The sequence below is a fragment of the Verrucomicrobiota bacterium genome (genome assembly GCA_037139415.1).
In the GTDB taxonomy this organism is placed as follows: domain Bacteria; phylum Verrucomicrobiota; class Verrucomicrobiia; order Limisphaerales; family Fontisphaeraceae; genus JBAXGN01.
In genome coordinates, this window is sequence record JBAXGN010000033.1 from 17,299 (window position 1) to 30,573 (window position 13,275).

General features: G+C 53.4%; 12 protein-coding genes and 1 tRNA gene. 1 reads left to right on the forward strand and 12 read right to left on the reverse strand.

Going from position 1 to position 13,275, the window contains the following annotated elements:
• From WCO56_07885 to nuoF, 9 genes are read right to left on the reverse strand one after another with little or no spacing between them, the layout of a single operon-like run.
• Entirely contained in the window at nucleotides 1-1,464 is a 1,464-nt protein-coding gene (locus WCO56_07885) for an NADH-quinone oxidoreductase subunit N (protein MEI7729478.1), read from the reverse strand.
• A 9-nt stretch (nucleotides 1,465-1,473) separates the two neighbouring features.
• Nucleotides 1,474-3,084, reverse strand: a complete 1,611-nt coding sequence (locus WCO56_07890) for an NADH-quinone oxidoreductase subunit M (protein MEI7729479.1) — start codon at nucleotides 3,082-3,084, stop codon at nucleotides 1,474-1,476.
• A 1-nt stretch (nucleotide 3,085) separates the two neighbouring features.
• A complete protein-coding gene (gene nuoL, locus WCO56_07895) occupies nucleotides 3,086-4,999 on the reverse strand; it encodes an NADH-quinone oxidoreductase subunit L (protein MEI7729480.1) in 1,914 nt (637 codons plus the stop codon).
• A gap of 4 nt (nucleotides 5,000-5,003) precedes the next feature.
• A complete protein-coding gene (nuoK, locus tag WCO56_07900) occupies nucleotides 5,004-5,309 on the reverse strand; it encodes an NADH-quinone oxidoreductase subunit NuoK (GenBank protein ID MEI7729481.1) in 306 nt (101 codons plus the stop codon).
• A gap of 4 nt (nucleotides 5,310-5,313) precedes the next feature.
• A complete protein-coding gene (locus WCO56_07905; GenBank protein ID MEI7729482.1) occupies nucleotides 5,314-5,838 on the reverse strand; it encodes an NADH-quinone oxidoreductase subunit J in 525 nt (174 codons plus the stop codon).
• A gap of 2 nt (nucleotides 5,839-5,840) precedes the next feature.
• On the reverse strand, nucleotides 5,841-6,407 hold the full coding sequence (locus tag WCO56_07910) for an NADH-quinone oxidoreductase subunit I (protein ID MEI7729483.1): 567 nt from the start codon (nucleotides 6,405-6,407) through the stop codon (nucleotides 5,841-5,843).
• Nucleotides 6,404-7,471 carry an NADH-quinone oxidoreductase subunit NuoH gene (gene nuoH / locus WCO56_07915; GenBank protein MEI7729484.1) on the reverse strand — a complete coding sequence of 356 codons (1,068 nt, stop codon included), beginning with the start codon at nucleotides 7,469-7,471 and terminating at the stop codon, nucleotides 6,404-6,406. The genes WCO56_07910 and nuoH overlap by 4 nt, the downstream gene beginning before the upstream one ends.
• A 19-nt stretch (nucleotides 7,472-7,490) precedes the next feature.
• Nucleotides 7,491-9,206, reverse strand: coding sequence for a molybdopterin-dependent oxidoreductase (locus tag WCO56_07920; GenBank protein ID MEI7729485.1), 1,716 nt, complete (start codon nucleotides 9,204-9,206; stop codon nucleotides 7,491-7,493).
• Nucleotides 9,206-10,597 (reverse strand): NADH-quinone oxidoreductase subunit NuoF, encoded by a 1,392-nt coding sequence (gene nuoF / locus WCO56_07925; GenBank protein ID MEI7729486.1) that lies wholly within the window; start codon nucleotides 10,595-10,597, stop codon nucleotides 9,206-9,208. Before nuoF ends, WCO56_07920 begins: the two co-directional genes overlap by 1 nt.
• A 50-nt stretch (nucleotides 10,598-10,647) precedes the next feature.
• Between nuoF and WCO56_07930 the strand changes: the two genes are divergently transcribed.
• Nucleotides 10,648-10,721 (forward strand) — tRNA-Gln (locus WCO56_07930).
• A gap of 175 nt (nucleotides 10,722-10,896) precedes the next feature.
• Here the strand turns inward: WCO56_07930 and WCO56_07935 are convergent.
• The 3 genes from WCO56_07935 to WCO56_07945 are packed head-to-tail and all read right to left on the reverse strand — an operon-like array spanning nucleotide 10,897 to nucleotide 13,271.
• Nucleotides 10,897-11,382, reverse strand: a complete 486-nt coding sequence (locus tag WCO56_07935; GenBank protein ID MEI7729487.1) for an NAD(P)H-dependent oxidoreductase subunit E — start codon at nucleotides 11,380-11,382, stop codon at nucleotides 10,897-10,899.
• Nucleotides 11,383-11,388: 6 nt separating this feature from the next.
• Nucleotides 11,389-12,687, reverse strand: a complete 1,299-nt coding sequence (nuoD, locus tag WCO56_07940) for an NADH dehydrogenase (quinone) subunit D (protein ID MEI7729488.1) — start codon at nucleotides 12,685-12,687, stop codon at nucleotides 11,389-11,391.
• Between the two features lie 5 nt (nucleotides 12,688-12,692).
• Entirely contained in the window at nucleotides 12,693-13,271 is a 579-nt protein-coding gene (locus tag WCO56_07945) for an NADH-quinone oxidoreductase subunit C (protein ID MEI7729489.1), read from the reverse strand.
• Nucleotides 13,272-13,275 lie beyond the last annotated feature (4 nt).

Genomic DNA, 13,275 nt, shown 5'->3' on the forward strand with positions numbered 1-13,275 from the left:
TTACCGCAAACCCGCCGTGCCTTGTTCCGCTAAACCGAGCGGAAGATTGGGCATCAAACCGAGATAGAGCATGCCGATAATGCATACGACCAACGCCATCCGCATGGGAAATGAAATTTCGACTGGAGAAAGGTCAGTGGCATCCTTGGCCCAATAAATGGCGCGAATCACGCCGAAATAGTACCAGAACGACATGACGACGCCGGCCACCGCAATCCCCGCGAGCCAATAAAATGCACTATTCGTTGCCCCTTGTTGCAAGACGGCTTTGATAAGCAAGAACTTGCCAAAGAAGCCGGCCAACGGTGGTATTCCGGCCAGCGAAATCATTGCCAGCGTCATCGTCGCTGCCAGGAATGGTGAGCGTTGATGCAACCCAGCCAGGCCGCCAATATCCTCGGATTCCAGTTGCCGCAGCACGATGGTAATGACCGCGAACGCGGCCAGCACCGTGAACAAGTATGCTTGCAGGTAAAATAACATGGCGACAATACCCGCTTGATTCCCCGCTTGGTTCAAGGTGGAAAACCCCATCAGTAAGTACCCGGCATGGGCGATGCCCGAATAGGCCAGCAAGCGTTTAAGATTGCGTTGCGGCAAGGCACACAGATTACCGTATAAAATCGTCAACGCCGACAACCCAATGAGCAGGTGCAGCCAACTGCATGCGAATTTGGGGATGACCCCATAGAGCAGGCGCACTAAAAGCGCAAACCCAGCCGCCTTGGAACCAATGGCCAGAAAGGCGGTGACTGGAGTGGGTGCCCCCTGATAGACATCCGGCACCCAGAATTGGAACGGGAAAACGGCGATTTTGAACCCCAACCCCGCCAGGATCAGCAACATGCCCAAATTAAACAGGATAGGTTGCGCCAATGGAGTTTTGCTGGTCAGCTTGACGGATAGTTCACCAAAATCCAAGGTGCCCGTAGTCCCAAAGACCATGGCGATGCCAAAAACCATGAACGCCGATGCCAACGCACCTAGAATCAAGTATTTGACGCTGGCCTCCAGCGATTGCACCCGACTGCGCAGAAAACCGGTAAGGACATAGAAGGTGATGGTAATCAACTCCAAGGAGACAAAGAGCATGACAAAACTGTTAGCGGAGGCGGCGAACATCATGCCTGACAAAGCCAATAGGACCAATGCGTAAAACTCTGTAATGCCGGTCTGTATCTGGTCCGAAAACTCCACCGACATGATTAGAACAACGGCCCCCGCCAACAAAAATAGCCGCTTGAAAAACAAGGCAAAGTCATCCATCACGTAGGCGGTGCCGAAAGCGTGTTCCGGGGCACTGGTATCCATGGTAAACGTGAAGGCCCAGACCATAAACAGCACTGCCGCCCCGACATACCCAAGCCAGCGCCGATAGGCTGGCGCGATCCACAAATCCACCAGCAGCAACGCCAGCGCCAGCGTCACCACGATGATTTCCAAGCTAAGTAAAGTTGCGTTCATCCCGTTCGGCTATTTTTCAAGTTGGCTGCGGGCTTTTTTGCCCGATGTTTTCAAAGAAGTTTTTTCCATCTTTTTGACCGGTTTTGCGGTCCATTCATTATTGGACCTATTCACGATTTGGCGCGCCGCTGGTTCGATGGCTTTCGTCAATAATGGCGGATAAACTCCCAATGCCAGCAAGGCCGCAAGCAGTAAACCATAAGGCAATTTTCGCCATAGCCCGAGCGGCATAGCCATGGCTGAAGGCATGTCGGGCTCGGTGTAACCGGCGTCCCTAACTTTGTTCCAAGCTTCTGGTAATGGACCGTGCAATACGTTACGCACCGCCCGCAACATATACACTGCACCAATAATCAGCGCGCCCCATGCTGCGAAGACGACGATATATGATAGGCCACTCCAAGCGCCAAACAGGACCAGTATCTCGCCCGCAAAATTGCCAAACCCTGGTAAACCGCAACCCGCCATCATGGCCATGACCAGCAAGGCACCCGCAAAGGGCATGCGTTGCAACAGCCCACCCAGAGTGTTGATCTCCAAGGTGCCGGTTTCCTGCCGGATATGACCGCTCAACGCAAACGTCAGGGCGGCCAATAACCCATGGGCCACCATGACCATCACGCAACCGGTCACCCCGATCAAGGTCAAGCTGGCTATCCCAAGGAAACAAAAGCCCATGTGCGCCACGCTGGAATTACCAATAAGCAGATTCAAGTCGCGCTGGCGCATCGCCACCCAACCGTTGTAAAGAATATTGCCCAGCGCCAAAACAGCCAGCCATTGCATCCAATACTGCGCCGCCTGCGGCATCAAGGGTAACGCCACCCGCAACAAACCGTACAAGCCGAATTTTTTCAGTACTCCGGCATGAAGCATGGCGGTGGCAGGCGGAGCGCTGGCATAACCCAGCGGAGCCCAGGAATGGAACGGCCAAAGCGAAACCAGAATACCAAAACCAAACAAGAGCCACGGGAATATGAGTTCTTGATCGGCAATGGATAACGGGCGGGCTTGAATGTTTTTCGCCAGTTCCACCATGTCAAAGGTGCGCGCCCCGCCCTTCAGGTAGAGCAAGATCAACCCGACCAAGGCAATCAGCGCACCCAAGCTCAGGTAAAGGGTAATCTGAAAGGTGGCGTAATTTTTCCGTTCGCCATGTCCCCATACGCCGATCATGATGAAGGTAGGCACCAACGCCAGTTCGTGGAAGAAATAGAAGAAAAAGAGGTCAAGCGACGCAAATGCACCCAAGATGCCACCGGTCATGACCAGCAAAAGGAAATAAAATTCTTTCTCCCGGGTTTTAATATCACGGCTGATGCAGGCGGCGGCAAACGCGACCAAAGCGCCCATCAGGATCAATCCCAAGTTAATGCCGTCAACGCCGACGTGATAGCTGATTCCCAGTGACGGGACCCACGGTATTTTCTGGATGAATTGGAAGCCATCCAGCTTGGGGTTGAACTGAACAAAAAGAAAAACCGCCGCAATCAGGGTCAGGGCCGTAAATGCCACGGATACCATGCGGATGACGAACCGGTAATTTCGCGGCAGTAAGGCGACCAGCAACGCGCCGAGGAAGGGCAATAAAATGATAAGCGATAAAAGCGACAGGTTCATATCATTTAAGCATCTTCCACAACACAATCACCACTCCCAAGGCGAACAGAAAGACATAAGTTTGCAGGTTCCCGGTTTGCAGCAAACGCAAAGCACGTCCCGTGAACTCCGTAGAAGCATGAACTCCACGCACACCCAGCCCGGATACGATCCAACGGTCAAACCAGTCTGCCACCGTGGCAATGGCGTCATGCGTCAAGCCAATGACGCCGGCATACACTTCATCAAAGTAAAACTTATCGCGCAGCCAAACCGCCACGCAGCCAAGTTTTTGGGGCAGGGGATCAACAGTCGCCTTGCCATAGAAGGCCCAAGCCAGGAGAAAACCAATGACGGCTGCGAATAGTCCTGAAACGGCAGCAACTGGTGCGTGCAAAAATGGCCCAAACAGCATGGTCACAACCGAACTGGTGTGATGTTCGATCCCAAACATCTTCACACGTCCTAGCAGCGACTCAATGCCAATGAAGGCGGCAATGGCTGAAAATAGTGCCAGAACAACCAGAGGAATCGTCATCACTTTTGGTGATTCGTGGGCCGATTCCGCGTGCTGGTCTTTAACGGGCCCCAGAAATACCACAAATACCAGCCGGAACATGTAAAAACTGGTTAGGGCAGCCACCGTAACTCCCAAAACGAATAAAGCCCGTTGATGCTCCCAGGCTTGCGCAAGAATCGCGTCCTTGCTGTAAAAACCGCTGAACGGCCAAATACCGCAAAGCGCCAGCGTGCCGACCAGAAACGTCAACCAAGTAATCGGTAACTTGCGGCGCAGTGCCCCCATTTTCCAAATATCCTGTTCGTGATGCAGTGCATAGATGACCGAGCCAGCGGCCAAAAACAAGAGTGCTTTAAAAAACGCGTGCGTCGTCAGGTGAAACATTGCCGGCGATGGACCGTGAAGTCCAACCGCCATAACCATGTACCCCAATTGGGAAAGGGTGGAGTAGGCCAGGATGCGCTTAATATCGTTTTGCTGCACCGCGATGAGCGCGGCCAACAGGGCGGTGATACCGCCGATCCAGGCGATAAAATCCAGCGCGGAGAAACCATTCAAGAAAGCCAGATTTTCCGGCCACACCGGAGGGAGGTTGTACAGGAAGAATACCCGGCACAGCATATATACGCCTGCCGCTACCATCGTGGCCGCATGAATTAGGGCGCTGACCGGTGTAGGGCCTTCCATGGCGTCCGGCAGCCACACGTGGAGTGGGAATTGGGCGGATTTTCCCATCGCCCCGCAGAAGATCAGCAGACCGGCGACACAAGTCCAGGCACCAAGCAGTTCGGGATGACGCCCGAGGTTGGCTGCTAACTCGCTAAATTTTACGGTACCGGTCAGCCCCCAAACCAACAGGATTCCCACCAGAAAGCCAAAATCACCCAACCGGTTGGTGAGGAATGCTTTTTTGGCCGCATCTGCCGCCGAAGCTTTTTGATGCCAGAACCCAATAAGCAGGTAGCTCGATACCCCCACCAGTTCCCAAAACACAAACATCATCACCAAGTTATTGGCGAGCACAATGCCCAGCATTGAGAACGTGAACAGGCTGAGCCCGGCGAAATAGCGTCCGACCGAAGGGTCATCCTTCATGTACCCCCAGGAATAAATATGAATGGCGCTGCCCACGCCGGTAACCACCAGCAGCATCAACACACTCAAAGGGTCAAGCAACAACCCCATTTCGATTTTCAAATCACCCACCGACAACCAAGGAAAGGAAAGGCTTTCAACAACATTTGCCTCCCGCACCAAGACAAATGGCACCAAAGTGACCAGAAACGAACTCACAATCGCCGCAATAGACAACGCCGCGCTTGTGCGACCATCGCGCAACGTAAACAGAGTGATCAGGGTTGCCGCGACCATCGGCAGCAACAAAATGACCCAAGCTATATTTTCAACAAAATTCATCCCGTTATAGTTTCATGGTGGTCAAATCTTCCACGTGCGCGGATTGCCGACGCCGGTACAAGGCCACAATCAAAGCGAGTCCCACCGCGACTTCGGCAGCCGCCACCGTGATGATGAAAAACACTAGTAGTTGCCCGTTCAAATTGTTGTTAAACCGGGAGAAGGCCACCAAGGCCAGATTGGCGGCGTTCAGCATCAGTTCCAACGACATATACATGACCAGCAAGTTGCGCCGCAGGATCACCCCCAGAAGCCCCAGGCAAAACATGGCCACACTTACCGTCAAATAATGTTCGAGTCCGATGTTCATGCAATTATTTCAGGTCTTTCTTGCTCAATAAAATGACGCCCACCATGGCTACCAGCAAAATCAGGGAAACGATTTCAAACGGCAACAGGAATCCGGGTGACTTCAACTGGTAGTTAAACAGCATTGCGCCCAGGGCTTTCGTGCCGCCTTCGATCGCTGGCTGGGTCGCTTTGATCGGCTCGGCAAACCAAATAGTCTTGATCAGGATGCCGGCCAATCCAAGCACCGCCACGATTCCAGACACCAGTCCATACATCTGGTTTTTACGCTGCTCTTCAGCCGGCAAATCAAGGAGCATGATGATAAACAAAAACAGCACCATCACGGCACCGGCATAGACCAGAATTTGCACTGCCGCCAGAAAGAAGGCATGCAGCAGCGCAAACAGACCAGCCATAGACACGATCGTCATCACCAGGAACATGGCACTGGCCACCGGACTGCGGCTAAATGGATTCGCCACCACCAGGAAGGCAAACAACAAGGTCAACCCTGCAAATAGGAAAAATAGCAGATCGTGCGGAGCCATGGTCATGGTTTAAACGCCTCCTGATGCGCGGCCTCCTCGGCCTTGTTTTTCCATTTCATGATCTGGTCTTGATGCACCCCGCCAAGTTCTAAAAGTTTTTCTTTATTGTAAATCATTTCCTGACGACTCCGGCCATTGAGCGAGTAATCCTGCTTCAGAAAGATGGCCTCTTCCGGACAGACCTCCTGGCATAAGCCGCAAAAAATGCAGCGCAGCATGTTGATCTCAAATTCCCGGGGCCTTTTTTCCACATTCCCAGTCTCCGGGTTTGCAGCAGGGCCGGGCGGGATGATCTTGATGGCCTTGGGCGGGCAAATAAATTCACAGAGTTGGCAAGAAACGCACTTGGTGCGCCCTTCCTGGTCCCTGACCAAATACGGTGCGCCACGATAACCGTCGCCCACTTTCCATTTTATCTCGGGATGATACCCGCCTGAAGTCTGTACCGCAGCGTTCTGTCCTTTAAACACCGTGGCATAGAAGTGGCGGGCCGTGACCTTAAAGCCGCCCCATACGGCGGGAAGGTACAGCCGCTCGAACCACGTCAGTTTTTTTCGTTCAACAATCATGCCTTGAACCACAGCCAAGCGGCCGTTATCACGATGTTTGCCAGCGCCAACGGAACAAAACGACGCCAGCCCAAATTCATCAATTGATCATATCGGAACCGTGGCAACATCCAGCGGACCCAGACAAACAAAACCAAAAAAGAGAATAACTTGGCGAGGAATATCGCCACATGCAATAGGCTGAACAAAAGTGTATCCGCTGGTTTATCCAGTCCGAAAAACGGCAGCGTCCAACCGCCAAAAAACAAAGTGACCATCATGGCAGACACTGCAATCATGTTGCCGTATTCACCCATAAAGAAGAGCGCAAACTTCATGGAACTGTATTCCGTATTGTACCCGCCGACGAGTTCCTGTTCGGATTCCGGCATGTCAAATGGCAACCGGTTCGTTTCGGCAAATGCCGCCACCAGGAAAATGAGAAAACACAAGCAGGTCATCGGACTTTGAAACACAAACCAATTCGGCACAATTCCAAAAGAAACGCCGCTTTGGGCACTGATCACCTTGCTCAAGTTCAAATCCCGGGCCAGGAGAAAAATCGGGATAACCGACAGGCCCATCGCGATTTCATAGGAGATAAGCTGCGCACTGGATCGGATGCCGCCCAGGAACGGATACTTGGAATTTGCCGCGTACCCCGCCAGTACGATGCCGTAAACGCCCAAGGACACGATGCCAAAGGTATAAAGAATACCGACATTCAGGTCGGCAATCACCATAGCTTGATTGCCCAGCTTGGAGCCAAATGGAATGACCGCTATGGTCAGCAAACTGGGGATCAATACAATGGCCGGTGCCAGCCAATAATAGACCTTGCGCACATGACCCGGCGTGAAGTCCTCTTTCAGGAAGGATTTTACGGCATCCGCCAGCGGCTGTAATAATCCGAAAGGCCCCACGCGATTGGGCCCCACGCGATCCTGCATGAACGCGCACACCCGCCGTTCCACGAGCACCACGTAGGCGATAATGCCCATCAGGACCGCAAAGGCGGCCAGGACCTTCACCCCGCTAAACAGCAGGAACTGCTGTGATTCACTCAATTTATTAATCCAATCCATCATTCAAATAGTCTTCGCTTTATCCAATGAGGACATCGGCCCCCAAGTCGCCCACGCTCGCCCACTTCAACCCCTTCAAGGCCGGGATTTCCGCCGCCATCTGGTTGAACAATCCTTCCATGGTGGTCGGCACGCTTTGCCCCAACACATTATGTACAATCGTGGAGAGAAACTCCACTTCCGGGCGGGCCACGCCGGGCGCATCCACCGCCGGCCAAAACTTTTGCAAACGGCCTTTGGTGTTGATCAAGGTACCACGTTTTTCCGCAGTGGCGCACCCAGGCAACAGGTAGTGAGCCAGTTTGGTGGTTTCGTTTGGCAAAATATCGCTGACGATCAAGGTGTCCAGCTTCTTTAGTAAATTCTCGCCAATACCGTGCTTGGTCACATCCTCACCAAAGACGATCAGGGTTTTAATTTTCCCTTCACCGATGGCCCGTGCGATATTCGGCAGTTTGATGCCCACCTCTGTGTAACTGATGCCCGTCAATCGAGCGCCAACGCTGTTGGGGTTTTTATCGAAACTGACCAGCAGGCGATCCTCATCCCCCTCCCGCGCCACCGCATCACTCATCGCCCCCAAGTGCCGGATCAGTTTGCCGAGCAGATACAATTCCTCGGTGCTCTGCCGTGCGGAAGCAACCACGGCAACCGAGCCTTTGGCCGAATTGCCCAGCAGTATGGCAATGGCCTTAGTCGCCTCATCCCACGCCAATGGTTTTCCCTGTGGACCTAGCACCGTTTTCAAGCGGTCCGGGCATCCAATCCACTTGTAATTCAAGCGTCCGAAGTCACACATCCAGCACGAGTTGACGGCGACGTTTTCCCGGGGCGTAAAGCGGTAAATCCTGCCCTCGCGCGAACCGATGAGGATATTACAACCCGTAGCACAACTGGTGCAGATACTTTTGGTTTCTTTCAGAAACCAAACCCGCATTTGGAATCGGAAATCCTTTGAGGTCAGCGCGCCCACAGGGCAAATATCCACTGTATTCAGCGTGTAATTATTATCAAACTGACGGCCAGGATAAGCGGCAATGGTGTTATAACTGCCCCGGTTGATGATGCCCAAGGCGTCATCTTTCACAATTTCACGGGTGAACCGGACACAGCGAGTGCAGAGCACGCAGCGCTCATCATCCAGCATGATCCGCGGACCGAGATCCACCTGCTTGGGTTTGTGTACCTTGGTTTCCACGAAACGGCTGGCGGCCTGGCCGTGTTCCACCGAGTACTCCTGCAGTTTACATTCGCCAGCTTGATCGCAAATGGGGCAATCCAACGGATGATTGATTAGCAGCGACTCCAACACCGCCTCACGCATCTGTTTGGTAGCGGGCGAATTGGGGTAAATCTCCATGCCCGGTGAGATTGGTGAGGCGCACGCTATCGCTCCACGCGGCGTGCCCGGCTCGTAGGGGAGCGTCGAGCGCTGAATGACTGGCTCGCCCTTTTCATTTAGCACCGGTTTCCGGTCTGCCCCGATGACCGGGGTGCCAAACTCGACCAGGCACATGCGACAATTGCCAGCGGCAGGCAATTGATGATGGAAGCAATAATGTGGCACCGTTACGCCCGCAAGTTCACAGGCTTGCAGCATCGTGGTGGGCGCCAGTTTGCCGGTCCAATCCGGCATCAGTTTGGGCACCGCAATGGCGCGACCATCCACCTTCACCTGGATCTTTTCGACCGGTGGCGGCGCGGGCTTGGTCTCGTTTTGATTGGGACTCGACATTAGTTCACATGGTCCGGCGGGCGGTTTTCATCCGCCGCGCCACGGGCCTCAAATTCGTCCTTAAACTTATTTACAAAACTGATTACTGGCCAGGCGCAGGCCTCGCCGAAAGCACAAACGGTCCGGCCTTGAATATTCCTGGCAATGTGCAGCAGGTATTCCGCATCCTGCTTGCGGCCATGCCCGTGCGTCAAGCGGTGCAGCGCCTTGCTCATCCAGAGCGAACCCTCACGGCAGGGGGTGCATTGGCCGCAGCTTTCATGGGCGTAGAACTCGGCAAGGTTCGCCAGTGCTTCCACGATATCCGTGCTGTCATCCATCACAATAATGGCGCTGGAACCGGACATGGATCCCGCCGCCTGGATGGTGTCAAAATCATAAGGCAAATCCAACGGATCCATTTCAACCATCGTCATCTGGCCATCCGGACCTTTCCGTTTGATTTTAATTTTTTCGCCCGCCTTGAAAACTTTGGCCGAGGATCCTCCGGGAATCACCGCTTTTAACTTGCGGCCGGGGAGCAGTCCACCGCCAAAATTGGCATGGAAGATCAATTCGCCCAGGGTGGCCCGGCCCACTTCAATTTCATAATAGCCGGGGCGGTTGACGTGGCCACTTAAGCTGACGATGCGGGTGCCAGTATTATTTGGCGCGCCCAATTTGGCATAGTTGGCGCCACCCATGGCGACAATGTGTTTCACCGTACACAATGTCTCCACGTTATTCACGATCGTTGGACTCATGTAAAGACCAAGCACCGCTGGGAAGTAAGGCGGCTTGATCCGCGGATATGGGCGCTTGCCCTCCAGCGATTCAATTAACCCAGTTTCTTCGCCGCAGATATAGGCACCCGCGCCCCGATGCACGTGAATATTCAGATCATAGCCACTGCCCAGAATGTTATTGCCGAGAAAACCGCGCGCGCGCGCTTCATTCAGGGCACGATTCAAGATCTTGGCACCCTCGACAAATTCGCCTCGAATGTATATGTACGCCAACTTGACGCCATTGGCGTAACAGGAAATGATCATTCCTTCGATCAATTGATGGGGATCTTTATGAATGATCTGCCGATCCTTAAAAGTGCCCGGTTCCGATTCATCCGCATTGCAAATCAAATAAATGGGTTTGTTAGTCCGGCGATCCACAAATGACCACTTCAACCCACAGGAGAACCCAGCACCACCACGGCCCCGCAACCCAGAAACCATCACATCCTTGCGGATTTGCTCTGGTCCGGTTTCGGTTTTTCCATCTGGTAAAGTGACCGATGGAAGGGCGAGGGCTTTTTTGAGCGATTCGTAGCCGCCATGCCGCAAATAGCAGTCCAGATCCGGGGTATAACCCGGTTGGTCCACCTGCTTTAAAATGAGGCGATATTCTTGCGGCATATCAACAGCTTGACTCCTGAATAAAAACCCGTACATTCATGCCCGTGCACTGCCCGATGGTGTAACGGTAGCACAGCAGACTCTGGATCTGTTTGTCATGGTTCAAATCCATGTCGGGCAGCCATTTTACATGGTTTCGACCTATCTTTCCCATCCGTCCGCCGCAATGCGCCCGTAGCCGCAGCATAGGAACACTCACGCTTGGCACAACGCGCGTATTGCCCTTCATCTGCGATCTGGCTATGGCTCGTTTTCTATGCATGCATTCTTGATTATTCCGGCGTTCGCATCTCATGGTCTCATTTCAAATCCGCCACAATCAGCTCCACTTTTTCCCGGTTGACACCATCATAAAACTCGTCGTTCACCATGATGGCTGGCGCGGTACCGCAACTCGCCAGGCATTCGACAAACTCGACCGAAAATTTGCCGTCCGGGCTGGTTTGCAACCCATGCGCCATGGGATTCAATCCGAACTTCTCACACAACTGGTGGTGTAATTTTTTTGAACCACCCAAGGCACAACTCAACGTTCGGCATATTTTGAAAACGTATTTACCGGGTGGCTGCTGGAGAAACATGGGATAAAACGTCACCAATTCAAAGACATTAATCGGCTGCAACCCCAATTTTTGCGCCGTCCATTCGACGGCGTCCTTGGAAATGTAGCCGAACCGCTCCTGGATGGCGTGCAATACCATCAGCGACGCACTCCGCTTCTGCGGATAGTGCGTCAGCAGTTCTTTCACTTCAGCTTCCAATTCGGTTGGCGGACAAAAACTCATGTCTTATTAACGATCACACTCACCCATGACAAAATCAATGGACCCTAAAATCGCCGTGGTATCACTGATCATGTGCCCCGGCAAGAGATGCGGGATGATACTCAAATTGACAAAGGATGGAGCACGGATCTTCAGCCGGTAAGGCGTGCCGCCACCGCGACTATTGATATAGAACCCCAATTCTCCCTTCGGATTTTCGGCACCAAAATAAATTTCTCCCGGCGGGGCGTTGACGCCCTCGGTGACCAACATGAAATGGTGAATCAACTCCTCCATGCTCGTCAGCACCTTTTTCTTCGGCGGCAACACCACTTTGCCATCCGGCACATTGATCGGTTCACCCAGCGCGTTATCCGGGCCGCCCGGCAGACGATCCAGGCACTGATGGATAAGGCGCACACTCTGCCGCATTTCCTCCATGCGCACCAAATAGCGGTCGTAACAATCCCCTACGGCACCCAACGGCACTTCAAATTCCAGTTGATCATACACTAGGTAGGGATGCGCCTTGCGCAGATCGTGATCCACTCCGCTCGCGCGCAAATTTGGCCCGCTCAAACCGTAGTCAATCGCGTCCTGTTTGCTGATCACGCCAATATCCTTGGTGCGATCCACCCAGATGCGATTGCGCGTCAACAAGGTATCCACCTCGTTGATATTGAGCACTACTTCGCCCAGAAATTTCCGGCATTGATCCACCCAGCCGGGCGGCAGGTCACGCGATAATCCGCCAATGCGCGTGTAACTGGTGGTCAACCGCGCTCCCGTTAGAGCCTCAATCAGGTTATAAATCTTTTCGCGTTCGGTGAATGTCAGCAGGAAAACCGTCATCGCCCCGCAATCCATGGCAAAACAGCCAATCCCCAGCAGGTGCGAAGAAAGGCGCGCCAATTCGCAGCAGAGGACGCGCAGATACTGACAGCGGGGCGGCAACTGTTTTTCAATGCCCAACAGTTTTTCCACCGCCAGTGCGTAGGCAACGTTGTTGGCCAGCGGCGCCAGATAGTCCAGCCGATCCGTGTACGGGATAAACTGGGTATAGGTCATGTTCTCGGCGATCTTTTCATCGCCGCGATGCAGATAGCCCACGTCGGGGGTAGCCTTGACAATCGTCTCGCCATCCAACTCCAAGATGATCCGCAATACACCGTGCGTGGATGGATGGGATGGCCCCATGTTGAGGATCAATTTATCCCCCTGAATCTCTCCAAGATCCTCCGGCAACGGCCCGGCGGAGAGACGTTCGACCACCTCGGCTGCCTTGGACGCCGGATCTCTGAATTGTATGTCTTGAACTTCAGCCATGCACATTATTCATCAAACGTCTTTGCCCGGGGTTCACGTTCCATGGAATCCCGGCCGCCCGGCACTGTCACGAACGGGCCACCCTCCAGCGGAGCGGAGCGGCTAAATGCCACTTCAGCGGTTTCAGATGGTTTGCCGGCCAAGGGAAAATCCTTGCGCAGGGGATAAAACGGGTAGCCTTCCCACATCAATATCCGGCGCAAATCCGGGTGCCCAGTGAAACGAATACCCATCATGTCGTAAATCTCGCGCTCATGCCAGTCTGCCGTGCGCCAGATACCTGAAACCGTGGGAAGTTCGGACTTCTCTTCGCTGACGTTAGTCTTGATCCGCAAATGGCAGCGATGGGAGAGGCCATACAACTCATAGACCACCGTCCACCGCGGATCAGCGCCATAATTATCCACGCTGCTGATATCCACGAGGTAATCAAAGCCCAAATCACTTTTGGCAAAGCCACACACCTCACTAATACAGGCGGAATCCGTCAGTACTAGCGTGATTTCCCCACGAAACTCGGTGGGCTCCAGCAGTAGCTTGCCGAATTTTACGTTAAATTGTTTGGCTGGTTCCAATGCCGTCATAATC